15 protein-coding genes and 1 pseudogene are annotated in these 22,721 nt (G+C 60.8%); 8 read left to right on the top strand and 8 right to left on the bottom strand.

The features are described 5' to 3' along the window. Positions 1–275 precede the first annotated feature (275 nt). Positions 276–6,209 (top strand): dermonecrotic toxin domain-containing protein, encoded by a 5,934-nt coding sequence (locus C9990_RS06755; RefSeq protein WP_106802837.1) that lies wholly within the window; start codon positions 276–278, stop codon positions 6,207–6,209. A gap of 3 nt (positions 6,210–6,212) precedes the next feature. Here C9990_RS06755 and argR read toward each other — a convergent pair whose 3' ends face one another. The 7 genes from argR to acs form a co-directional block, all read right to left on the bottom strand. Continuing rightward, entirely contained in the window at positions 6,213–7,193 is a 981-nt protein-coding gene (gene argR, locus C9990_RS06750; RefSeq protein WP_065909207.1) for a transcriptional regulator ArgR, read from the bottom strand. A gap of 247 nt (positions 7,194–7,440) precedes the next feature. After that, entirely contained in the window at positions 7,441–8,205 is a 765-nt protein-coding gene (locus C9990_RS06745) for an ABC transporter ATP-binding protein (protein WP_010208310.1), read from the bottom strand. 27 nt (positions 8,206–8,232) lie between these two features. Continuing rightward, positions 8,233–9,345 carry a succinylglutamate desuccinylase/aspartoacylase family protein gene (locus C9990_RS06740; protein ID WP_065909205.1) on the bottom strand — a complete coding sequence of 371 codons (1,113 nt, stop codon included), beginning with the start codon at positions 9,343–9,345 and terminating at the stop codon, positions 8,233–8,235. 1 nt (position 9,346) lies between these two features. Next, positions 9,347–10,045 carry an ABC transporter permease gene (locus C9990_RS06735; protein WP_106802836.1) on the bottom strand — a complete coding sequence of 233 codons (699 nt, stop codon included), beginning with the start codon at positions 10,043–10,045 and terminating at the stop codon, positions 9,347–9,349. Then, a complete protein-coding gene (locus C9990_RS06730) occupies positions 10,042–10,731 on the bottom strand; it encodes an ABC transporter permease (protein ID WP_032886746.1) in 690 nt (229 codons plus the stop codon). Before C9990_RS06730 ends, C9990_RS06735 begins: the two co-directional genes overlap by 4 nt. Before the next feature lie 91 nt (positions 10,732–10,822). Next, on the bottom strand, positions 10,823–11,608 hold the full coding sequence (locus C9990_RS06725; RefSeq protein ID WP_065909201.1) for an ABC transporter substrate-binding protein: 786 nt from the start codon (positions 11,606–11,608) through the stop codon (positions 10,823–10,825). Between the two features lie 704 nt (positions 11,609–12,312). Continuing rightward, entirely contained in the window at positions 12,313–14,268 is a 1,956-nt protein-coding gene (acs, locus tag C9990_RS06720) for an acetate--CoA ligase (protein WP_065909200.1), read from the bottom strand. Between the two features lie 398 nt (positions 14,269–14,666). Here acs and C9990_RS06715 point away from each other — a divergent pair, with 398 nt between their 5' ends. The 7 genes and pseudogenes from C9990_RS06715 (at position 14,667) to C9990_RS06685 (ending at position 21,465) form a co-directional block, all read left to right on the top strand. After that, a complete protein-coding gene (locus C9990_RS06715; RefSeq protein ID WP_027607759.1) occupies positions 14,667–14,936 on the top strand; it encodes a DUF2790 domain-containing protein in 270 nt (89 codons plus the stop codon). Between the two features lie 137 nt (positions 14,937–15,073). Continuing rightward, positions 15,074–15,937 carry an AraC family transcriptional regulator gene (locus tag C9990_RS06710; protein WP_106802835.1) on the top strand — a complete coding sequence of 288 codons (864 nt, stop codon included), beginning with the start codon at positions 15,074–15,076 and terminating at the stop codon, positions 15,935–15,937. 131 nt (positions 15,938–16,068) lie between these two features. Beyond that, the gene (locus C9990_RS06705) at positions 16,069–17,337 is read left to right on the top strand and encodes a DUF1479 domain-containing protein (protein WP_106802834.1); all 1,269 of its coding nucleotides are present in this window, start codon (positions 16,069–16,071) and stop codon (positions 17,335–17,337) included. A gap of 37 nt (positions 17,338–17,374) precedes the next feature. Further along, positions 17,375–18,658 (top strand): ABC transporter substrate-binding protein, encoded by a 1,284-nt coding sequence (locus tag C9990_RS06700; protein WP_106802833.1) that lies wholly within the window; start codon positions 17,375–17,377, stop codon positions 18,656–18,658. A 603-nt stretch (positions 18,659–19,261) separates the two neighbouring features. Continuing rightward, positions 19,262–20,512 carry a ribonucleotide-diphosphate reductase subunit beta gene (locus tag C9990_RS06695; protein ID WP_032879817.1) on the top strand — a complete coding sequence of 417 codons (1,251 nt, stop codon included), beginning with the start codon at positions 19,262–19,264 and terminating at the stop codon, positions 20,510–20,512. Positions 20,513–20,574: 62 nt separating this feature from the next. Next, positions 20,575–20,748 (top strand): annotated as a pseudogene (locus C9990_RS06690) (HNH endonuclease); the annotation flags it as partial. 72 nt (positions 20,749–20,820) lie between these two features. Beyond that, the gene (locus C9990_RS06685) at positions 20,821–21,465 is read left to right on the top strand and encodes an HAD-IB family hydrolase (protein WP_106802832.1); all 645 of its coding nucleotides are present in this window, start codon (positions 20,821–20,823) and stop codon (positions 21,463–21,465) included. Positions 21,466–21,580: 115 nt separating this feature from the next. Here C9990_RS06685 and C9990_RS06680 read toward each other — a convergent pair whose 3' ends face one another. Continuing rightward, entirely contained in the window at positions 21,581–22,540 is a 960-nt protein-coding gene (locus C9990_RS06680; protein WP_106802831.1) for a LysR family transcriptional regulator, read from the bottom strand. Positions 22,541–22,721 lie beyond the last annotated feature (181 nt).

Below are 22,721 nucleotides of genomic sequence, written 5' to 3'. Positions count from 1 at the left end.
TGGAACTGGCGGGCGATGCAGGGATTGTAAGGACAGTTTTCAGCGCGACCTTGTCGCCAAGCGACAACTTCTTATAGCGCCAACCCCGGTTTTATGTGGGTTTACGCCAATGCGACAAATAGCGTCGCAATGGCGCAGTTTAAACCGTGCACGCCCTCCGTGGGCAGGCTGATCGGTGGATGCGTGCAAATCCCTGCGGCGCTAACTGTCTACCACCCTGCCCACCCTGCCAGCTGTTTTGCTGCAACCTCCCAGCGATCGTCAAGGAACGACCCATGGCCGAACAGCCCAGCAGCACCGTACCGCATTACGAAATCCTCAAACATGCCCTGCCCGACTGGCTGGGCGCCGCCTCGGCCCTTAAACGCAATGCCCTGGCCCAGCCGGCGTTGATCCTCGCCGCCGGCTTAAAAAATGCCAGTGAGCAACAGCACCAGGCACTTAAACGCCTCAACAGCCAGGCCTGGAGCGCACAAAACCGTGTGGACCAGGCCATGGAGCGCCTCAAAAGCCCCGAGGTTTTTGCCGCCGAAATCCTGCAAACGGCACTCAAGGATCAGTACGGCCTTGAGCCAGACGTGCGCAACACCTACCTGCAGCTCTACATTCCCCTGACGCTCGCCGGGTTTACGCTCAAACCCGGGGCCGCGCGTACCTGGAGCGTGTCGCTGCTGGATGCCGCCCTGCATAACTTCGAAGAGTCCGAAACGGCGGTCGACGGCTATGACGCCAACTCCGGTTTCACCACGCGTCCTGGCGCTGGCGGGCAGTTCCAGCCACTGCCGGCCATCGGCGCGAAACTCTCGATTGCGCAGTTCACCACCCTCTGCAGGACATTGGACATCGGCGAGCGCTACCAGCGCTATCTCAGCGACTACCTCGGGCTGGACAACCCGGTAGCCCAGGCCAGCCTGCAGCACACGATCAAGCGCAGCCACCTGGCGAGCCTCGAACTGGCGCTGTACATGGCCGTGCTTAAACAAGACCTGCCCCAGGCCAGCCACGACACACTTATGGGCCTGCTGCAGGGCCAGCCGAGCAGTGCCAACGGCTGCAAGCCCCTGCTGTGTTACGAGTTGGTGATCATGTCGACGCGCCTCACCGGCATCGTGCTGTTTGCCGAAGACCTGGACGCCAGCCGGCAGGTGGTGCCGGTCATCGCCTGGATCCCGGACGACCCCGAACACCCGATCAAGCAGTACCCCAGCACCCGCGCCTTGATGCTCGCCCTCTGCGAAAAGCTGCGCACGCCCGACTACCAGCGCTTCTTCAGTCGTTTTATCGGCGCCGCAGACCTGAGCCTGTTTTTCGCCGACCTCAATCAGCGCCTCACCCAGGTGACATGGCATGCCCATATCCCCGGCGACCCGCTGCCCAGCTGGCGCCAGACCCCGGTAGCCGGACCCAACCTGCAATTTCGCGCGGCAAAGATCGAGCGTGACCTGTTTGAACACCTCTACCAGATGAAACTCAGCAAACTGCTCGATGACGCCCGCAGCCGCGCCGTCTCCACCGCCAGCACCGACCGCAAAGCCCGCTGGGAACGCTGGGCCTTGATTGAAAAAGTCGGCAGCACGCTGTTGCAGATCATCGCCTTTATCGCCGTGCCGTTCGTGCCGCCACTGGGCGCGCTGATGCTCGGCTACACCGCCTACCAGGTGCTGGACGATGCCTTCGAAGGTGCCTTCGACTGGGTCGAAGGCCTGCAGCGCGAAGCCCTGGCGCATACCCTGGCGCTGGTTGAGCAACTGGTGCAACTGGGGATGTTTGCCATCGGCATACCCATCGCCCAGGACCTGCTTCGCGCCGCGCTACCTGCCGAACTGAGCAGATTTTTCGAGCGCCTGAAACCCGTGACGCGGCCCGATGGCTCAGCGCGCCTGTGGCAGCCGGATCTTGCCCCCTATCGCAGGGCAATAAAACTGCCCAAGGGCGCGCGCCCCGATGAGCAGGGGCTGTATCAGCACCACGGCGAATCAATCCTGCGCCTGGGCGAGGAGCACTATGCAGTGCACCATGAGGCCGAATCTGCCCGCTATACCCTCAAGCACCCCCAGCGCGCCAGCGCCTACCGCCCACGGGTCATGACCAACGGCGAAGGCGCCTGGGTAACGGAGCTTGAACGCCCATTGAGCTGGGACAGCCCCACCCTGATGCGCCGCCTCGGCTACCGGACCGAAGGCCTCAGTGACAGCCGCCTGCAACAGGCGCGCCGGGTCAGCGACACCCACGACAACGGCTTGCGCCACCTGCACCTCAACCAGCAGCCGGCGCCACCGCTGCTGGCCGACACCCTCAAGCGTTTCAGGATCGACCAGGACCTGCAGGATTTCATTACGCAGATGAACAGCGACGACCCGGCCATTTCTCACCAGGCCGACGCGCAAACCCAGCTACAACTGCTGGTCAGCTATGGGTTATGGCCGCAGACCAAAACCCTGCGTTTCCTCGACGCCCAGGGCCACACACTTTGGGAATTCGCCAGGGCCGACGGGGCCAGCGTGGTGCAAGTCCACCAGGCCCAGATGAAAAACGGCGACTTGCTGCAGATCCTTCTGGAAAGCCTGGATGAACAGGAGCGCAAGACCCTGCTGGAAGAGCCTTTCGGCACACCGCCCGCCTCGGCGCAAACCCGGGCAAAGGTGTTACGCAAAAAGCTCGCGCGCCTGGCTTACGACAAGCGCTTCTCGCTGTTCGATTCGCGCTATCGCGGTGAAGATCGCGCCCGCCATGCCCGCGTGCAAAAGATCCTCGACGCGGCGCCCGAGGCCGGGCTGCCTACCAGCGTCGGCGAAGAAATCCTCGCCAGTGCCAGTGGCGAGGAACTGCGGGCAATCGATGCCGGAACACTCCCCAAGCGCCTGCGCGACCTGGCGCACTGGGGCCAACAGGAGGTCAGGACCACCCGCGCGTATGAAGGTTTGTACCTGGAGACCGTCGAAAGCCCGGACACCGCCACGCTGGCCCTGCACTCACTGGAAAATCTACCGGGATGGCAGCCGGGCACGCGCCTTGAAGTCCGCCAATACCGGATCGATGGCGCCTTGCTGGACGCCATCGGCCCGCCTGACGCGCAAATCAGCCGGACCTTGGTCGTCACGGCGGACGGCCAATACATCCCGTATGCGGACCAGACCGAACTGTTTGGCCAAAGCGACGTTTACACCGCGATTCTCCAGGCCCTGCCAGACAGCCGGCGCACTGCACTGAACCTCCATATCGGCCAAGGCGAGCGGCTCAAACAGACACTCGCCGAACATGCATTGGGGCGCGACGCCCTGCGTCGACTACTCGACACCGACCCCGCGCAAAAACCTGAATACGACCCAAAGTTCATGCGCCTGCGTGGCGGCGATGCGGGTTACCGCGCGGTCGCGCCTCTGGGGCTGGACGAAAACCGCGTGGTGTCCGCTGAAGAGCTTGCCCATGACCTGCTGCCGGCGCTGTCCACCGCGCAGATCCGCGAGCTGGTGCAAAGCCTCGAAAGCCAACCCGGTGGCGCGTTGGCCACCTTGCTTTCGCTGCAAACCGAATACCTGAGGATGACCCACGACCTGGCGCGCTGGGTGGGAAGTACACCTCGTCTGCACCCACAGACAGGCGCCCCGCTGAGTGCCGAGGAGTACGACTACGCACGACGTGATCGCCGTCTGTGGGCCCACGAAATCCAGCGGGCCTGGCGCCGCGAAACCGAGATCGACGATCACTTCGAAACGCCCGCGCGCAATGGCCATCGGCTCAGCCTGCCGGTCCCGCTGCAGGGCCCGCTGCCGCAACTGCGCGCGCGGTTCAGCCATGTTTCTCTGCTGGAGTTGCAAGGCAACCACAGCACGCAGCAGGTCGAAGGTTTTCTGCGTTTGTTCCCCAGGCTGCGTCACTTGACGATCCGCCACGTCGGGCTGGAGCAGCTTCCCGCCCCCGTGTTTTCGATGCCCCACTTGAACGAGCTGATCCTCAGCGACTGCCAGCTGACCCTGACCGCCGAACAGCAGACGGCACTCAGCGCCATGAGCCGCCTGGTCACGCTGGACCTGTACAAAAACCCCTTGAATCAGGTCCCCAGCGTCGAGCGCATGCCGGATCTGCGCTACCTGGACCTGAGCAGGACCGGCATCAGCGCACTGCCGCGCGGCCTCCTCAACCGTCCGAGCCTGGAGCTGGCCCTGCTCTCGCAGAATCAGCTGCGCGAACTGCCAGACGCGCTGTTCAACCTGCCGGCCGCCAGCAGCGATAAATTCGACCTGTCTGCTAATCCGCTGACACAGGCATCGATGGAGCGCGTCAAAGCCTATTACCATCGCACTGGCAAACGCTGGGAAATCGACGCGCCCCTGGCCGACCTCGCGCTGGCTAAACAGCTCTACCCAAGCTTCAGCAACGACGAAATCAATCATTTCGTGTTTGCCCTGCCAGGTGACCTGGAGGCCGGCAGGCTCGCCTTGATGCGCTTCCAAATCGAGTACCAGGCCATTCGCACCGATATGACGCCCTGGGCAAACGACCCCCTGGCCAGTCATGCAGAACGCATCAACCGCGCGCGCTTCATCGAGGCCATTGAAGCGGGGTGGCGCCGGGAAGTGCCGCTGGATCCCCAGCATCACGGGATTGCCCCTGGTTATGCATTGACCCTCGCCATGCCCGTCAGCGGCACGCTTGCAACGCTGCGCATAACACTTCCACATGTGACGGCGCTGGTGCTGGAGGGCAGTGGCGCGCCCCTGCAACCGGGGTCATTCCTGCAGGCATTTCCCGGCCTGAAACGCCTGACCCTCGATCGTTATGCGCTGGCAGAGTTTCCCCTCGGCATCGCGTCACTGCGCCAGCTCACCTACCTGCGCCTGCGCCGCAACGGCCTACGGCTGTCACCCACCACCGCCAATGCACTGGCTGCGATGAGCCAGCTGGAATCCCTCGACTTGAGCCACAACCCACTCGGCGAGGTGCCGGATGTGCGCCGCTTGAACAGGCTCGGCCAGGTGTCCTTGAGCAACACAGGGCTGACCCACATCCCGGCGAGCCTGCTATCGCCCGCCACGCCGAGGACGGCTATCGACTTGAGCCACAACCAGATCACCCAAGTGCCGGCGCAGCTGTTCACGTTGCGCGCCGACCTGTCGGCCGCCTTCGACCTGTCCAATAACCCGTTGTCAGCCCAAACCCTGCAACAGGTCAAAATCCACTTCCAGGGCACCGATAACGCCTGGAAAATCAGCCCGCCCTACACCGTATTGCGTCAACTCAAGACGCTTTACCCCAGCCTCACGGATACCGAGCTGGGGCGCATCTTCTTTCAACTGCCAGGCGATATCGACGCGGCGCTACCGGCCATGGCACGACTGAAGGCCGAATACCACCAGATGAGTACCCGGCTTCAGGAATGGGTGCTCAATGTCCCCGAGCGTGATCCGATTCTGGATACCGTGCTGGACATGGGCACCCGCGCCGAGGAGCAGTTGCGACGCGCCCACTTCAAGGACCTGCTGGAACGTTGCTGGCGCCGGGAAACCGAGCTGGACGAAGGCGGCGAACTCCCGCCTCGACACAGCTACAAGCTGGTTTTTCATGCCCAGTTGCTGGGGGATCTGCCGCAACTGAATGCGCAGCTGCCTCACGTTACACTGCTGGAGCTGATCGGCGAGCGGTCCAACCAGAGCATTGACGAGCTGCTGAGGTGCCTGCCCAACCTCACGCACCTGACCGTCGAGCGTTATGCCCTGGGGGATATTCCGGAGCCCATCTTCAGCCTGCAGCACCTGCGCCAACTTTCGCTCTCCGACAACCGCATACAACTGACCCCTCGCAGCAAGGCGCTACTGGCGGGCATGGGGGGACTGGAGCATCTGGACATGAGCGACAACATGCTCGGCATGACGCCGGATGTACGCAACCTGTCGCGCTTGAAGGCGCTGTACCTGCACAACTGCGGGCTGAGTGAAGTGCCCGAGAGCGTTTTCGGGCTGGGGCGCCTGCAAGCGCTCGACCTGAGCAGCAACCTGATCCAGCACCTGCCCAGTGACTTGCTGGAAATGCCCCTGCCACTCAACGACGACTCCGACCTGAGTGACAACCCGCTGTCGGCGCAGAGCCTTGCGTTGTTGCGCCGCTATTATCAACAGACGGGCTACGAACTGGGCGTGGAAGAAGCCATGGAGGACGAACAGGGGTTCCCGCTGGCGCCACCTGACACCCCGGTAGACATGGAGGAGTAACCCTCAGCCGCGTTCGGACGGTACCGACGACAGCTCGAACGGGCTGCTGCTGCGCCGCTGGTTGCGGTCTTCGCGCGGGGTGGCGCCAAAGAAGTTGCGGTAGGCGCTGGAGAAGTGCGGCCCCGAGGAGAAGCCGCAGGACAGGCCGATCTGGATGATCGACTTGCTGGTTTGCATGAGCATCTGGCGCGCCTTGTTCAGGCGCAACTCGAGGTAGTACTGACTGGGAACGCGGTTGAGGTATTGCTTGAAGATCCTTTCGAGCTGTCGTCGCGACACGCACACGTGCTGGGCGATTTCGTCGGTGGTCAACGGCTCTTCGATGTTGGCCTCCATCAGCAACACCGCCTGGGTCAGCTTCGGATGGCTGGAACCCAGGCGGTTTTGCAAAGGAATACGCTGGCGCTCGCCGCCTTCGCGGATGCGCTCAACCACCAGTTCCTCGGAGACTGCACCGGCCAGTTCGGCGCCGTGGTCACGGGCCAGTACCGCCAGCAGCAGGTCGAGCACCGACATGCCACCGCAGGCGGTCAGGCGATCACGGTCCCAGTCGAACAGGTGGCTGGTAGCGATGACCTTGGGGAAGCGCTCGGCAAAATCATCCTGCCAGCGCCAGTGCACGGCGGCGCGGTAGCCGTCGAGCAGGCCGAGCTGGGCCAACGGGTAGACACCCGCCGACAGGCCACCGATCACGCACCCGGCGCGCACCAGTTGCTTGAGCGCGGTGCTCAGTTGGGAAGCGATCACGGTCGGCGGCTCGTCCGCCAGCAGGAACAGCTTCTGGAAGCCTTCGAGCTTGCCCGCCCACGGCTCGCCCGGCAGCTGCCAGGCGCCATCGGTCGCAGGCTCGGCGAGCAGGAACGACAGCTCATACACCACATCCGGATGCACCCGCTGAGCAACGCGCAAGGCCTCCTCAGCCAGCGCAAGCGTCAGTGCTTTCGTGCTGGGCCAAATCAGGAAACCAATTCGATGGGCGGTCATGGAGGGCTATCCGAAGCGAGTAACAGTAATGAAGACAAGGGCCAATGCTAGCCCGGAAACCAACACAAATCTCAAAACATATGGAGTTCCAATGTGGGAGCTGGCTTGCCTGCGATGGCGGTGGGTCAGTGAGCACATCTATTTCTGATACACCGCTATCGCAGGCAAGCCAGCTCCCACAGGGGATTGAGGCCAAATCTCAAGACTGCGAAGCATGCACTAAACCGGTGCACAAAAGCAGTCTTGACTATTTCAAGCTACCGGAGAGGAACTGCTGCAAACGCTCGGACTGCGGGTTCACCAGCACTTCGCGCGGGTTGCCGCGTTCTTCGACAATGCCTTTGTGCAAGAACACCAACTGGTTCGACACTTCACGGGCAAAGCCCATTTCGTGGGTCACCACCACCATGGTGCGGCCTTCCTGGGCCAGGTCCTGCATGACCTTGAGCACTTCGCCGACCAGCTCCGGGTCCAGCGCCGAGGTCGGCTCGTCGAACAGCATCACCTCAGGCTCCATCGCCAGGGCACGGGCAATCGCCACGCGCTGCTGCTCGCCACCGGACATATGGCCGGGGAACGCATCCTTGCGATGGCCCACGCCGACCTTGGCCAGGTAGTGCTCGGCCTTTTCACGCGCTTCTTTCTTCGACACGCCCAGCACATGCACCGGCGCTTCCATTACGTTTTCAATCGCGGTCATGTGCGACCACAAGTTGAAATGCTGGAACACCATCGACAGGCGCGAGCGCATGCGCTGCAGTTGTTTAGGGTCGGCGGCCTTCATGGCGCCGTCCTTGTTGGCCACCAGTTTCAGCTCTTCGTTGTTGAGCAGAATCTTGCCGGCGTGGGGTTGCTCAAGCAGGTTGATGCAGCGCAAGAAGGTACTTTTGCCCGAACCACTGGAGCCGATGATGCTGATCACATCACCGGCCGCGGCGGCCAGGGACACACCTTTGAGTACTTCATGACTGCCATAGCGTTTATGCAGGTCTTGGACTTCAAGTTTGTACATGCGGTCGGTTCTCACAAAAACAGGTGGTCAGTCGTTGAGCAAGCGCCCGTGACGCAGCGCTTCGCGCCCCGCCACCTTGGCCAGCCAGAAACCCGCTTGGGCATAACGTAGCCGTTCAACGGCAAACAGCACCCCCGAGGTGCCCGCGCAGAGCGTGCTGACGCGGTCTTCCAGGGGGTCAATCACTTCAAAAATCGGTTCGCCCTTCTCGACCCAGTCACCGGCCTTACGCAGGTAACTGATCACCCCGGCGTGGGGCGCGAAGAGCAATTCGGTGCCTTCAAAAGGCAGGCCTTCACACGGCTCGTACTGCGGCGCCGGCCATTCGCCCTTGATCAGGCCCTGCTCGGCCAGAAACGCGAGGATACCTTCGGCATGGAAGATCGCCTCGTCGCGGCCGGTGTCGGCCTGGCCGCCCAGTTCCAGGGTGGTCGCAAGGCATGCCAGCGGCACCTGGGCCTCGGGGAACGCCTGGGACAAGCGCAACCATGGCAATGAACAGGCTTCATCGAACGAGCTGCCACCGGAGTCTTCCGCCAGCAGGCCGACCTTCACATTCAAGTGCGCCGACAATGAGCGCCACTGCGGCCAGTGCTGGGGCAGCGCGTACATATGCAACGCGGCCTCGGCATCGCAATGCAGATCGAGGACGATGTCGGCAGTGCAGGCATGGCTCAGCAACAGGCGCTGCATGCCTTGCAACTGGCTGCTCGGCGCCGGCAGTGCGTTCAGCGTATCGGTCATCGCCTGGCGGATCATGCGCACGTTGGCGTGAGGGTCATCACCCAACTTGCCCTGGAGCAACTCGGCCACCGGCGCGCTCAACTCGACGAAATCGCGGTTGAAGTTCTTGCCGCTGCCGATTTCGAATCGCCCCTGGTGACTGCCTTGCAGCAGTTGGCCCAGGCCCATCGGGTTGGCCACGGGCACCAGTTCGATCACGCCATTGAGCGCGCCTTGCTGTTCCAGCTCGGTGAGGCGTTTCTTCAGCTCCCAGGCGGCGCGCATGCCGGGCAATTCGTCGGCGTGCAGGCTGGCCTGGATATAGGCCTTGCGCTCGCCTTTGCCGAATCGGAACACGCTCAACTGCCGCTCGCACCCCAGGTGACCCCAGGGCAGCCGGTGATCAATACGTTCCATATCAGTGCTTCCGTGGAGCCAGGTAGCTCAGCCAGCGGCGCTCGGCCAACTTGAACAGGCGCACCAGGATGAAGGTCAGGCACAGGTAGAACGCGCCGGCGGTGATATAGGCTTCGAACGGCAGGTAGAACTGGGCGTTCACCGTGCGTGCGGCACCGGTGATGTCGATCAGGGTGACAATGGACGCCAGGCTGGTGGTCTGCAGCATCATGATCACTTCGTTGCTGTACTGCGGCAGCGCGCGGCGCAGGGCCGACGGCAGCAGGATGCGGCGATACAGCTTGTAGCGCGACATGCCCATGGCCTTGGCCGCTTCGATCTCGCCATTGGGGGTGGCCTTGAGGCTGCCGGCAATGATTTCAGCGGTGTAGGCACTGGTGTTGATCGCAAAGGCCAGGCACGCACAGAACGTGGCGCTGGACAGCAGCGGCCACAGGAAGCTCTCGCGCACCGCATCGAACTGGGCCAGGCCGTAGTAGATCAGGAACAGCTGCACCAGCATCGGCGTGCCACGGATCACGTAGGTGTAGAGCCAGGCTGCGCCATTGACGATCGGCTGCTTGGACACACGCATCAAGCCCAGGGGCAAGGCGGCAAGCAGGCCGAAGAACAGCGAAATGGCCAGCAGTTTCAAGGTGGTCACCAAGCCGCCGAGGTACAGCGGCATGGCGTCCCAGATGACGTTGTAGTCGAAGATCATAGATCAGCCGCCCTTACGCCTACCGAGTAGCGCTTCTCAAGATAACGCAAGGCCAGCAACGATACGCTGGTGATCACCAGGTACATCGCCGCCACTGCGAGGAAGAAGGTAAAAGGCTCGCGGGTGGCATCTGCCGCCTGCTTGGCCTTGAACATCATGTCTTGCAGGCCCACCACCGAAATCAGCGCGGTGGCCTTGGTCAGTACCAGCCAGTTGTTGGTGAACCCGGGGATCGCCAGCCGAATCATCTGCGGCACCATCACCCGGAAAAACACTTGGAAACTGCTCATGCCATACGCAAGGCCGGCCTCGGCCTGGCCCTTGGGAATGGCCATGAAGGCGCCCCGGAATGTCTCCGAGAGGTAGGCGCCAAAGATGAAACCCAGGGTGCCGATACCGGCGGCCAAGGGGTTCAAGTCGATATAGTCGTCATAGCCGAGCATCGGCGCGACGCGGTTCAGCAGGTCCTGGCCGCCGTAGAAAATCAGCAGGATCAGCACCAGGTCGGGGATCCCGCGGATCACCGTGGAGTACAAGTCACCCAGCCAGGCCAACCAGCGCACCGGCGACAGGCGTAACGCGACCCCGATCAGACCCAGAACAATGGCCAAGGCCATGGACGACAAGGCGAGCTGAAGCGTCAACCATGCGCCATCGAGGATGACGGCCCCGTAGCCTTTCAACATGATTCAGGTCCTCGAAAAGGGGGATGAAAAAATGGCGCAAACCTCAGGAATTCTGTTGCTTGCGCCATTCTGGACAGACAGCTGCGACGAGTTACTTAGGGTCAGCGCCGTAAATATCGAAGTCGAAGTACTTGTCCTGGATTTTCTTGTACTCGCCGTTGGCACGGATCGCGGCAATGGCAGCGTTGATGCGGTCCAGGTTTTCCTTGTCGCCTTTACGGACGGCAATGCCGATGCCGTCGCCGAAGTATTTGGCGTCGGTGAACTGTGGGCCGACGAACGCGTAGCCTTTGCCGGCTGGAGTCTTCAGGAAACCGTCCTGCAGCAGGGTAGCGTCAGCCACGGTGCCATCGAGGCGACCGGCTTCCACGTCCAGGTAGATTTCGTTCTGCGAGCTGTAAGGCACAACCGTGGCGCCTTTAGGGGCCAGGACTTCCTTGGCGAAGCGATCGTGGATCGAACCGCGCTGCACACCGATTTTCTTGCCTTTCAATTCATCCAGGCTGTCGCTGACCTTGGTGCCTTCCTTCATCACCAGTTGCGCTGGGCTCAGGTAGTAGCGGTTGGTGAAGTCCACGGACTTCTTGCGGTCTTCAGTGATGGACATCGACGACAGGATCGCGTCGATCTTGCGTACTTTGAGCGCAGGGATCAGGCCATCGAATTCCTGCTCGACCCACGTGCACTTGACGTCCATCTGCTTGCACAGCGCGTTGCCGATGTCGTAGTCAAAACCGACGATGCTGCCATCGGGAGCTTTGGAGGCAAACGGAGGGTAAGCCGCTTCGATACCAATCTTCAGTGGCTTGCCTTCAGCGAAAGCCTGCATGGACAGCACGGACAGCGCCAGGGCGCCCAACAGCACGAGTTTCTTCATCTTGGGACTCCATCGGTATAGGGCAAAACAGCAGTATGAGCCATGGCCCACGATGCGACTTAAGGGAAACCGAATTGCGGTGCTGCGTCCTACACAGGTGACGACCTGCGACGACGAGCGAGTGATCGGCATTCTAACGACAGGCCGGAAGCCGATATTTCCTCAATGCGACAACAATTTACAGAAGCACCGAGAAAGCCGTTCCAGCACATTGACAGCCTCTGAATTTTATGCAGAGACAAAAGATATTAAACCTGTTGATGCTGCAAATTGCGGGCCTATTATTCGCAAACCCTTCTAGCACGGCAAGTCTGGCGTTTAATCTTATTTCTTGGGGTGTCTAAAACGCGCTTTTTCGGGGCAATGTTGTAGCACTTTGCCTCAGGTTTGGGCGATGGGTTACACATTTAGGGCTCTCGGTAACATTCAGAAACGTCCTACGCACGAAGTCGATATTTATTGGCCTGCGCATAGATCGTTCCCACGCTCTGCGTGGGAATACACCCTGTGACGCTCTGCGTCACGCCTCAAGAGCAGACGCGGAGCGTCCAGGGCGGCATTCCCACGCGGAGCGTGGGAACGATCAGCACTCCCGGCATGAAATACATTCCAAATGTGGGAGCTGGTTTCGCCAGTAATAGCCAGTCAACAAAAAAGCCCCATCCAGCTCACGCCAAATGGGGCCCTGTCCCACCTGCCCCGCCTTACGCGACGTTCATGGTCTTGTGCGTCTCGATCAAATGCGCCACCACACCCGGGTCCGCCAGGGTGGAGATATCCCCCAGCCCGTCATACTCAGCCGTGGCAATCTTGCGCAGGATACGCCGCATGATCTTGCCCGAACGCGTCTTCGGCAAGCCTGGCGCCCACTGGATCACGTCCGGCGAAGCGATCGGCCCGATCTCCTTGCGCACCCAGTTTTTCAGTTCCAGGCGCAGCGCTTCGTTCGGCTCCTCGCCGTTCTTCAGCGTCACGTAGACATAGATGCCCTGGCCCTTGATGTCATGCGGTACACCGACCACCGCCGCTTCGGCGACTTTCGGGTGGGCGACCATGGCGCTTTCAATCTCGGCGGTGCCCATGCGGTGGCCGGACACGTTCAACACGTCGTCCACGCGGCCGGTGATCCAGTAGTAGCCGTCCTCGTCACGACGCGCACCGTCACCGGTGAAGTACATGCCACGGAAGGTCTTGAAGTAGGTGTCGACGAAACGGTCATGGTCGCCGTACAGCGTGCGCGCCTGGCCCGGCCACGAATCGAGGATCACCAGGTTGCCTTCGGCGGCCCCCTCGATCAGGTTGCCGAGGTTATCCACCAGCGCCGGCACCACGCCAAAGAACGGGCGTGCCGCCGAACCCGGCTTGAGCGCATGGGCGCCCGGCAGCGGGCTCATCATGTTGCCGCCGGTTTCGGTCTGCCACCAGGTGTCGACAATCGGGCAACGCGATTGGCCGACGTTCTTGTAGTACCAATCCCAGGCTTCCGGGTTGATCGGCTCGCCCACCGAACCGAGCAGGCGCAGGCTGCTGCCATCGGCACCTTCGCAGGCGGCGGTGCCCGAGGCCATCATCGCGCGGATCGCGGTCGGTGCGGTGTAGAGGATATTGACCTTGTGCTTGTCGACGATCTTCGCCACCCGCGTGATGTCCGGGTAGTTCGGCACGCCTTCGAACAGCAAGGTGGTGGCGCCATTGGCCAGCGGGCCATAGACGATATAGGTGTGGCCGGTGACCCAGCCGACGTCGGCGGTGCACCAGTAGATTTCACCCGGGCGGTAATCGAACACGCGCTCATGGGTCAGGGCCGCGTACAACAGGTAGCCGCCGGTGGTGTGCTGCACGCCCTTGGGCTTGCCGGTGGAACCGGAGGTGTAGAGGATAAACAGCGCCTCTTCGGCGCCCATCTCTTTTGGCGCACACACGGTGCCCGCCACTTTCATCAGGTCTTCGTACCAGATGTCGCGATGCTGGTTCCACTTGATGTTGCCATTGGTGCGCTTGCACACAATGACTTTCTGGATGCTGCTGGTTTCCGGGTTGGTCAGGGCGTCGTCGACGTTGGCCTTCAACGGAATTTTCTTACCGGCACGGATGCCTTCGTCGGCGGTGATCACTACCTTCGACTTACAGTCGATGATGCGACCGGCCAGGGCTTCCGGGGAAAAACCGCCAAACACCACCGAGTGAATCGCACCGATGCGGGTACACGCCAGCATGGCGACCACGGCTTCGGGGATCATCGGCATATAGATAGTCACCACGTCGCCGCGGTGTACGTCCTGGCCACGCAGGGCGTTGGCGAACTTGCAGACTTCTTCATGCAGCTCGCGGTAGGTGATGGTGCGGCTCTCGGCAGGGTCATCGCCCTCCCAGATGATCGCCGCCTGGTCACCGCGCTCGGCGAGGTGACGGTCCAGGCAGTTGTAGGAAACGTTCAGGGTGCCATCGGCGAACCACTTGATGTCGACATGGTGATCGTCGAACGAGGTCTGCTTCACCGTGGTGAAAGGCTTGATCCAGTCGAGGCGCTTGGCTTGCTCGCGCCAGAAGCCATCGGGGTTGACCACCGACTGCTGGTACATGGCCTTGTAGGTCGCCTCGTCGGTCAGCGTGTTGGCTGCTACTTCGGGGCGAACGGGGTACAGGGAAGCCGCACTCATCTTTCTTACCTCGGTGACATAGTTGTTGTTGTATGGCCCCTGTTGTAGCCGGGGCTGCCCCATAGAACCATTCGACGATGGTAGTAACAAGCCCCTACAAATTGCCCTGCTATCCCCGTTTGCCGCTCTGGCCCGTGGCCTGCGGGGCTTTGCAGCTGTATGAAAAAACCTTTACCACACGATTGTTACAAAAACCGCCAATAGTGTTTATCAAAAGTACGGGTATATGAATATAACGCGCAGGCCTAAAATCAACTCCGCCAACACGGCACTGTGATTAACACCGTAACAGCCCCCACGAAGGCAACGTTAATCCGAACTTCCCAACTCTTAAGTTACACACGTGGCCTCACAAGGGCCCCGTGACCCCATTCGACCTAAAGAAGGTAAATACAGTAATGAAAGCTCTCGTAGTTATGGCCCTCAGCAGCTTGTGCGCCACCGCCGCCCTGGCCGATGAGGCCCCGACCGAGCTGGCCGGCCAGAACGCCCCGATTGTCGAAGACTACACCTATAGCACCAAGCTGGATGTGGCCAAAGTATTGTCCATGAGCACAATCCCGGAAGTTTGCGAAGTTGTGCCGGTCAAGATGGAATATGAAGACTCACAGGGTCAGCGTCATATTCTTAACTACCATGTAATGGGCAATGGCTGTTCGAACGGATAACAACTTAGTTAGTGTGATCTGCGCGTGATCTTATTTGCCGCAAGAAATCGTTCTTGCGGCGAGGCCCCCTCCCCCTCGCTTGAATCGAATGCTACGATTGTGGCGTCGCCGCCTTCCCTGTACGGCAGGATACATTCATGCGAGCCAGTTTCGAGAAGATCCCCACCGAGGCCAATACCTCCTGGACCCTGCTGAACCGCAGGTTGCCGGAGGCGATCCCGTTTGAGTGGCATCACCATCCCGAATACGAACTGACCCTCACCCTCAATAGCCGCGGGCATCGCTATATCAGCAACGATGTGGCGCTCTACGACGACGGCGACCTGGTTCTGGTGGGTCCGAACGTGCCACACAGCTGGTCGTCCGCCGAACGCATTGACCCGACCCAACCGCACGTCGCCCTGGTCATCTGGTTTTCCGAAGCCTGGGCGGAATCGCTGGTGCGCCTGTTTCCCGAAATGGCCCCGACCCGCGCGTTACTGGCGGCAGCCCAGCAGGCGCTGAGTTTCAGTGATAGCACCTCAAGGGTCCTGCGCCCGGTGATCGAAGCCATGGTCGAGCAGGATGCATCGCAGCGGCTGATCTCTTTGCTGACCGTGCTCAACCTGTTGTCACGAGACGTCGCCGCGCAGCGTATTGCGGTGGAAAACGCCGCGCCTCAGGTAATCGAAGACCCGCGCATACGTCGCGTGCTGGATTATCTGCATGCCCACTACGCCCAGCCCGTGGGCATTCCGCAATTGGCGCAGATGGCATGCGTCAGCGTGTCGGCCCTCCATCGCATGTTTCGCAAATACACACGCTGCACGGCGTTGGACTACATCGTGCGCCTGCGCATCGGACATGCCTGTGCACTGCTGATGCAGGGCAACCTGGCGGTCAGTGCCATCGCCGAGCAGGTCGGCTATGTCTCCCAGGCGTTGTTCAATCGCCAGTTCAAAGCGCTAAAAGGCCTCACGCCTTCGCAATTTCGCGCCCAACACGGGCATCACTTCCAGTAACCAAGCCGATTCTTCCATTCTCGACGCAACAAACGCCACAATCGTACTGCTCAACGCGCCTAACCGGACTGCTGCCCAGGCAGCCCCGGTGATTCCATACCTGTATGCATAACAACAATACAGGTCACCCCATGAGTAATTATCACGCCTTCGAAAGTGCCGAGTTGCCGGACGACTACCGGCGCAACATCGTCGACATGAAGAAAACCCTGCGTGCGCAGATCGGCGATGTGAACGCTTTGTTTACCGAGGTCAGCGCTTTCATTGCCGATGAAATCGCCTCGATCAAAGCCCAGCAGGCGCTGAGCGGTTCGGCTTGGCCGGAACTGGATTTCGACACGATCGCCAACGGCCAGGTGACGGACGCGCAACGCGCCCTGATCAAGCGCAGGGGCTGCCTGGTGATCCGCAATCACTTCGCGCGCGAGCAAGTGCTGGGGTGGGACAAGAGCCTGCTGGACTACCTCGACAACAACCATTTCGACACGGTGTATCGCGGCCCGGCTGACACCTTTTTCGGCAACCTCGACGCCTCCCGCCCGGAGATATTTCCGATCTACTGGTCCGACGCCCAGATGCAAGTGCGTCAGCACCCGCGCATGGGCGCTGCGCAATCCTTCCTCAACCGGTTGTGGACCACCCATTCCCAAGGCCAGCAATGGTTCGATCCGGACATCAACGCGCTGTACCCGGACCGCGTCCGCCGGCGCCCACCGGGCACCACATCCAAAGGCCTTGGCCCGCATACCGACTCCGGGGCGCTGGAACGCTGGCTGCATCCGGCCTACCTGAAGGTCTTCGACAAGATCTACCGCAATGACTTCCAGGCGTACGACCCATGGGATGCCGCGCATCGGACCGAGGTCGACGAATATGCCTACAAGGACACGGTGAAATGCTCGGCCTTCCGCACCTTCCAGGGCTGGACGGCACTGTGCGATATGCGTGCCGACCAGGGTGTGCTGCATACGCTGCCGATCCCCAAGGCCATGGCTTATATGCTGCTGCGCCCGCTGCTGGACGACGTGCCCGAGGATGAATTGTGCGGCGTGGCGCCCGGCAAAGTGCTGCCCATCTCAGAGAAATGGCACCCGTTGCTGGTACAGGGCATGACACCCATTCCGGACGTGCACGCCGGCGACTCGGTGTGGTGGCACTGCGACGTAATCCACAGCGTCGCCCCGGTGGAAAACCAGCAGGGCTGGGGCAATGTGATGTACGTCCCCGCCGCGCCCATGTGTCCGAAAAATCTGCGTTACGCCAAGGACGTGTTCAGGGCATTCGAGCAAGGTGTCTCGCCGGACGACTTCCCCCGGGAAGACTACGAGCAACAGTGGCAAGACCGCTTCACCCCTCGACAACTCAACAGCCTGGGCCGCAAAGGCCTGGGATTGGAATAAACACCGCCGTCCATAACAACAAAAAAAGGTATCCCCTATGAATCTCGTCAATCGCCTTGCCCTTGCAGTCTCTTTCGCCAGCCTCTGTACGCTCACCGCCCAGGCGGCTGAGAGCAAAGGCAGTGTCGAAGTCGTCCACTACTGGACGTCGGGCGGCGAAGCCAAATCAGCCGACGTGCTCAAGCAACTGATCGAAAAAGACGGCTTCACCTGGCAAAACAGCGCCGTCGCCGGTGGCGGTGGCGCGGCGGCCATGACCGTGCTCAAGACTCGCGCAGTGTCCGGTAACCCGCCCTCCGCCGCGCAGATCAAAGGGCCGGACATCCAGGAATGGGGCAAGCTGGGCCTGCTGACCAGCATCGACAACGTCGCCCAGGTCAACCACTGGGACACCCTGCTGCCGCCGAGCATCGCCGAGCTGATGAAGTTCGACGGCCACTACGTGGCCGTGCCGCTGAATATCCACCGCATCAACTGGCTCTGGACCAACCCCGACGTGCTGCGCAAAGCCGGGGTCGCCCATGCCCCGACCACTCTGGAGGAACTCTACGCCGCCGGCGACAAGCTCAAGGCCGCCGGTTTTATCGCGATCGCCCACGGCGGCCAGCCATGGCAGGACACCACCGTATTCGAAGGCCTGGTACTGAGCATCCTCGGCGCCGATGGCTTCAAAAAGGCCTTTATCGACAACGACGAAGCCACCTTCACCGGTCCGAAAATGACCGAAGTATTCGTCGCCCTGCGCAAACTGAAGACCTACATGGACCCCAACGGCGCCGGCCAGGACTGGAACATGGAAACCGCCAAGGTCATCAACGGCCAGGCTGGCATGCAACTCATGGGCGACTGGGCCAAAAGCGAATGGAGCGCCGTCGGCAAAAAGGCCGGCGTCGACTATGAATGCGCGCCCTTCCCCGGCACTCAAGGCATCTATAGCTACACCATCGACTCACTGGCGATGTTCAAGCTGTCGAGCAAAAACGACACGCCCGGTAACAACGCCGCCCGCGACGACCTGGCCAAGATCGCCCTGGAGCCGCAATTCCAAACGGTGTTCAACCAGAACAAAGGCTCGATCCCGGTCATCAAGGGCCTCGACATGAGCCCATTCGACAGCTGCGCCCAAGCTTCCGCCAAGGATTTCGCCGAGGCGGAAAAGGCCGGCACGCTGGCGCCGAGCATGGCGTTCAACATGTCAACGTCCCAAGCCGTGCAGGGCGCGGTGTTTGATGTGGTGAGCAACTTCATGAGCAATAAAGATGCGGACCCGGCCAAGGCGGGCAAGCAGATGTTCGCCAGCATTAAAGCGGCGGCCCAGTAATCCGCGATCTAAACAACCTTTAAGGCCGCCACACTCCCCCGTGGCGAGCGGGCTTGCCGCGTTGGGCAGCGAAGCGGCCCGAAAATCAGGCGCTGAGTTCTATCAGGAAAACCTCAGCGCCTTGACTGGGGCCGCTTCGCTGCCCAACGCGGGGCAAGCCCGCTCACCACAACAGCCGCATACAAGCCACAAGGCGATTTCCGACGATTGGACACCACCACTCGCCGCTAAAAAAATCCTCAAGCAGCAAACCCTTACAAACCAACACTCTGGCCGTAACCCCACGCATTTTGGCCGACCGCTGAGGCCATCCGCCGCAACACAAAGCCGAATTTTTCCCTATAATGCGCGGGTAAATCGGGCCTGCAATATCCCTTTACACCGGGATGAAGAGCCAGACCTTGAGCCTGCGCTGGAGCATGTACCTGTCGCTCCGCCCCTCAAGCCTCACGCAGAGCACCCGTTAGCCTATTCCGTTTAATGCGTGCGCTAGCTGCAACAAACGATTCCTTAAGATCCACCGCGGCCTCAGGGCCGTGTGAACACCCAACCATCCGGTTTCACACGGGCCCCTTTGCGCCCTCACGCAGGAGACGACACGTCATGCTGAGCTGGGACGAATTCGACAAAGAAGAAGAAGGCGAAGTAGCCGCTAAAGGCGCCAACGCCGGCCACGCCACCGAAGCCAACATGGACCGCCTCGACGGTGCCGGCGCCGCTGCCGCCATCGAAGCGCGCGCCGTCACCGCCAGTGACTCCGCCGCCATCGTGCGCGCCAAGGCCGCCCTCGACAAACTCGACGTCGCCGAAGGCCTCGCCGAGCTGGAAGGCTCCGCCGCCCGCGTCGCCGTTGACGAAAAGCGCATGATCAACTGCCGCGCCGACCTCAACCAACTCGTGCCCTTCAAGTACGACTGGGCCTGGCAGAAGTACCTCGACGGCTGCGCCAACCACTGGATGCCGCAAGAGGTCAACATGACCGCCGACATCGCCCTGTGGAAAAACCCCGAAGGCCTGACCGACGACGAACGTCGCATCGTCATGCGCAACCTCGGCTTCTTCTCCACCGCCGACTCGCTGGTTGCCAACAACCTGGTCCTGGCCGTGTACCGCCTGATCACCAACCCGGAGTGCCGCCAGTACATCCTGCGCCAGGCCTTCGAGGAAGCGATCCACACCCACGCCTACCAGTACTGCATCGAATCGCTGGCCATGGATGAAGGCGAAATCTTCAACATGTACCACGAGATCCCATCGGTCGCGAAAAAAGCCGCCTGGGGCCTGAAATACACCCGTTCGATCTCCGATCCGAAGTTCGAAACCGGCACCGTCGAGACCGACAAAGAGCTGCTGCGCAACCTGGTCGCCTACTACTGCGTCCTGGAAGGCATCTTCTTCTACTGCGGCTTCACCCAGATCCTGTCGATGGGCCGCCGCAACAAAATGACCGGCGTCGCTGAGCAGTTCCAGTACATCCTGCGTGACGAGTCGATGCACCTGAACTTCGGTATCGACGTGATCAACCAGATCAAAATCGAAAACCCACACTTGTGGGATGCCGAGATGAAGGAAGAAGCGACCCAGATGATCCTGCAGGGGACTCAGCTGGAAATCGAATACGCGCGTGACACCATGCCGCGCGGCGTGTTGGGCATGAACGCGGCGATGATGGAGGACTATCTGAAGTTCATCGCTAACCGTCGCCTGTCGCAGATTGGCTTGAAGGAAGAGTATCCAGGCACGACTAACCCGTTCCCGTGGATGAGCGAGATCATGGACTTGAAGAAAGAGAAGAACTTCTTCGAGACCCGTGTGATCGAGTACCAGACTGGCGGTGCGTTGAGCTGGGATTGATTCCTTAGCCAAGCAACCCCATGAAGCCCTGACATGTTCAGGGCTTTTTTATGCCCAGTGAATTGCTACTTCTTGAAGCACATCAGGCCGGCCACCTCGCCCAGAAGGGTTCGGATCGCATCACTAATGCTGTAGCCTTGTGCCCCAATTGCCATCAGCGTTGTCACCGGTCGAGTGATCGGAATGCTTTCACTGCGGCGCTTTACAGCAAAGTTGGAAGATTGGCACGGGAGTAGATTCCTGCTGTCACACCTGATGCACACTCAAAAAACACTAGATAGGACCGAGGCCAACCCGTGAACCCAGACATGCTCGAAGCCGGCCCTGTGGATGCCAAAGTACTCTCCGTCTTTGACTTCGACGGCACCCTGACCCATCACGATAGTTTTGTGCCGTTCCTCAAGTTTGCCTTTGGCCCTGGCGAGTTCTATGGCCGGATGGTCAAGCTGGCGGTGCCTGGGCTGCGCTTTTTGCTGCGGCAGATCAGCCGGGATGAGTTGAAGGCGCAGTTGATTCGCACCTTTATGACCGGGGTCGAGAAGTCGTGGGTGCAGCAGAAGGCCGAGGAGTATTGCCAGCGCAATTGGGCGCGGTTGATGCGCCCGGCGGGTGTGCTGTCAGTGGAGCAGGAGTTGGGCTCGGGGGCGGTGGTGACGCTGTGTTCGGCGTCGCCGGCGTTGGTGTTGCAGCCGTTTGCTGATCGGCTCGGGATCAAGTTGATTGGCACTGAGCTTGAAGTGGTGGATGGGGTGTTGACCGGCAAGCTCACCGGGAATAATTGCCGCTGTGAGAACAAGGTGCTGCGCCTTGAAGCGGTGTATGGGGACCTGGGGGAGTATCGGCTGCGGGCCTGGGGCGATACGCGCGGGGATCGGGAGTTGCTGGCGGCGGCGCAGGATGCGCATTTTCGGCATTTTCATTCGAAGAAGAAGCAGGGCAAGTTGCAGCGGTGATGCGGGTGGGTGGGGTCGGCGGGTGGACCGAGGTGATCCCTTCGTAGCCTCGCTGGGGCTCGACAACTCCCACATTTGATTGATGTCGTGCTGGGATCGGCGCTTGGCGTTAGCGTTATGTTGCGGCTTTGAGGTCTACGCCCAGGGCGGTGGCGAAGGCTTTTACCATGGGGCTGCGCGGGGCGTTGTGGCGCAGGATCAGGTTAACGGCGGTGCTCAGGTGCACGTGGTCCGGGCACAGTGCGCGTAGGCGCCCTTCCCTTACCAGCGGCGCGGCGTAGTGTTCTGGCAGGAAGCCCAGGAAGCGGCCGGTCAGGATCAGGATGGCGACGGCTTCGACTTGTGAGGCCGAGGCGGACTGGCTGTCGTAGGTGACGAAGTTGGCCTTGTCGCGGTGGATCGCGTACCGGTGGTTGACCACTTCGTATTGGCGCAACACCTCCGGTGTGATGTCGCTCGCATTGAACAGTGGATGTCCTACGGCGCAGTAAGCGTGGGCTTTTTCTTCATACAGCGGGAAATAGTCGAATTCCTCACGGCGCTGGTACACCGGCACGATGCCGACAATCAGCCGCCCTTCCACGACGCCACGCTCAACTTCGTCAAGTTGCGAGGCCTGTAGGCGCAATCTTATTTTTGGCGATTCGCTGTGTAACGTCCTTAACGCGGCAATGAGCGGCGAGTTGATATCGGAGACGGTAGTATCAATAACGCCCACACTAAGGTCGCCGATCAGTTCATTCTGAGCCGAACTAAGCTTGTCGCGAAAACTGTCGACCGAGGTAAATAACTCGATGGACGCCTGATACACCAACTTGCCTTCTTCGGTCAGCCCAAAGCCCTCCCGGCCCCGCGTACACAGGCGCATACCGATGCGGATTTCCAGGTCGGAGATCTGTTTGCTGATCGCTGCCAGGCCCACGTTCAGCTCGTTTTGTGCAGCGCTGAAGCCGCCGGCCTCGACCACAGCCATAAATACCCGGAGCAATTTGAAGTCCAGTCCGCTCAATTGCAGGGGCGGTCTTGTGCCGGGTTTGGGTGGCAGGTTTCCAGAAGTGGAAAGTGGAGTTTCCATAATACGCGTTGACCTCAAGTGCCATATTCAACAGGCTTTGACCCAGTCCTTGAACACAGCCAGGCGGCGATAATGAACATAAACATCCGCCCTTGGCAACCTTGAATACGGCGCGTCAGACGCTGATTCAGTCTAGTTGAAAACTTATTTTTACTGCCTCCGACTCTTCTAAAAACAAGCG

Origin of the sequence: Pseudomonas sp. S5D5, assembly GCF_003013355.1 — a bacterium.
Lineage (GTDB): Bacteria > Pseudomonadota > Gammaproteobacteria > Pseudomonadales > Pseudomonadaceae > Aquipseudomonas > Aquipseudomonas aylmerensis.
The sequence above is the reverse complement of the archived record's forward strand: the minus strand, read 5'-3'. Positions and strand labels throughout refer to the sequence as shown.

What these genes read in the sequence shown, in the direction of transcription:
- C9990_RS06705 (WP_106802834.1), top strand. Translation starts at nt 16,069, where the DNA reads ATGAGTAATTATCACGCCTTCGAAAGTGCCGAGTTGCCGGACGACTAC.
- C9990_RS06735 (WP_106802836.1), bottom strand. Translation starts at nt 10,045, where the DNA reads ATGATCTTCGACTACAACGTCATCTGGGACGCCATGCCGCTGTACCTC.
- argR (WP_065909207.1), bottom strand. Translation starts at nt 7,193, where the DNA reads ATGACCGCCCATCGAATTGGTTTCCTGATTTGGCCCAGCACGAAAGCA.
- C9990_RS06715 (WP_027607759.1), top strand. Translation starts at nt 14,667, where the DNA reads ATGAAAGCTCTCGTAGTTATGGCCCTCAGCAGCTTGTGCGCCACCGCC.
- C9990_RS06745 (WP_010208310.1), bottom strand. Translation starts at nt 8,205, where the DNA reads ATGTACAAACTTGAAGTCCAAGACCTGCATAAACGCTATGGCAGTCAT.
- C9990_RS06700 (WP_106802833.1), top strand. Translation starts at nt 17,375, where the DNA reads ATGAATCTCGTCAATCGCCTTGCCCTTGCAGTCTCTTTCGCCAGCCTC.
- C9990_RS06695 (WP_032879817.1), top strand. Translation starts at nt 19,262, where the DNA reads ATGCTGAGCTGGGACGAATTCGACAAAGAAGAAGAAGGCGAAGTAGCC.
- acs (WP_065909200.1), bottom strand. Translation starts at nt 14,268, where the DNA reads ATGAGTGCGGCTTCCCTGTACCCCGTTCGCCCCGAAGTAGCAGCCAAC.
- C9990_RS06680 (WP_106802831.1), bottom strand. Translation starts at nt 22,540, where the DNA reads ATGGAAACTCCACTTTCCACTTCTGGAAACCTGCCACCCAAACCCGGC.
- C9990_RS06710 (WP_106802835.1), top strand. Translation starts at nt 15,074, where the DNA reads ATGCGAGCCAGTTTCGAGAAGATCCCCACCGAGGCCAATACCTCCTGG.
- C9990_RS06685 (WP_106802832.1), top strand. Translation starts at nt 20,821, where the DNA reads ATGCTCGAAGCCGGCCCTGTGGATGCCAAAGTACTCTCCGTCTTTGAC.
- C9990_RS06730 (WP_032886746.1), bottom strand. Translation starts at nt 10,731, where the DNA reads ATGTTGAAAGGCTACGGGGCCGTCATCCTCGATGGCGCATGGTTGACG.
- C9990_RS06755 (WP_106802837.1), top strand. Translation starts at nt 276, where the DNA reads ATGGCCGAACAGCCCAGCAGCACCGTACCGCATTACGAAATCCTCAAA.
- C9990_RS06725 (WP_065909201.1), bottom strand. Translation starts at nt 11,608, where the DNA reads ATGAAGAAACTCGTGCTGTTGGGCGCCCTGGCGCTGTCCGTGCTGTCC.
- C9990_RS06740 (WP_065909205.1), bottom strand. Translation starts at nt 9,345, where the DNA reads ATGGAACGTATTGATCACCGGCTGCCCTGGGGTCACCTGGGGTGCGAG.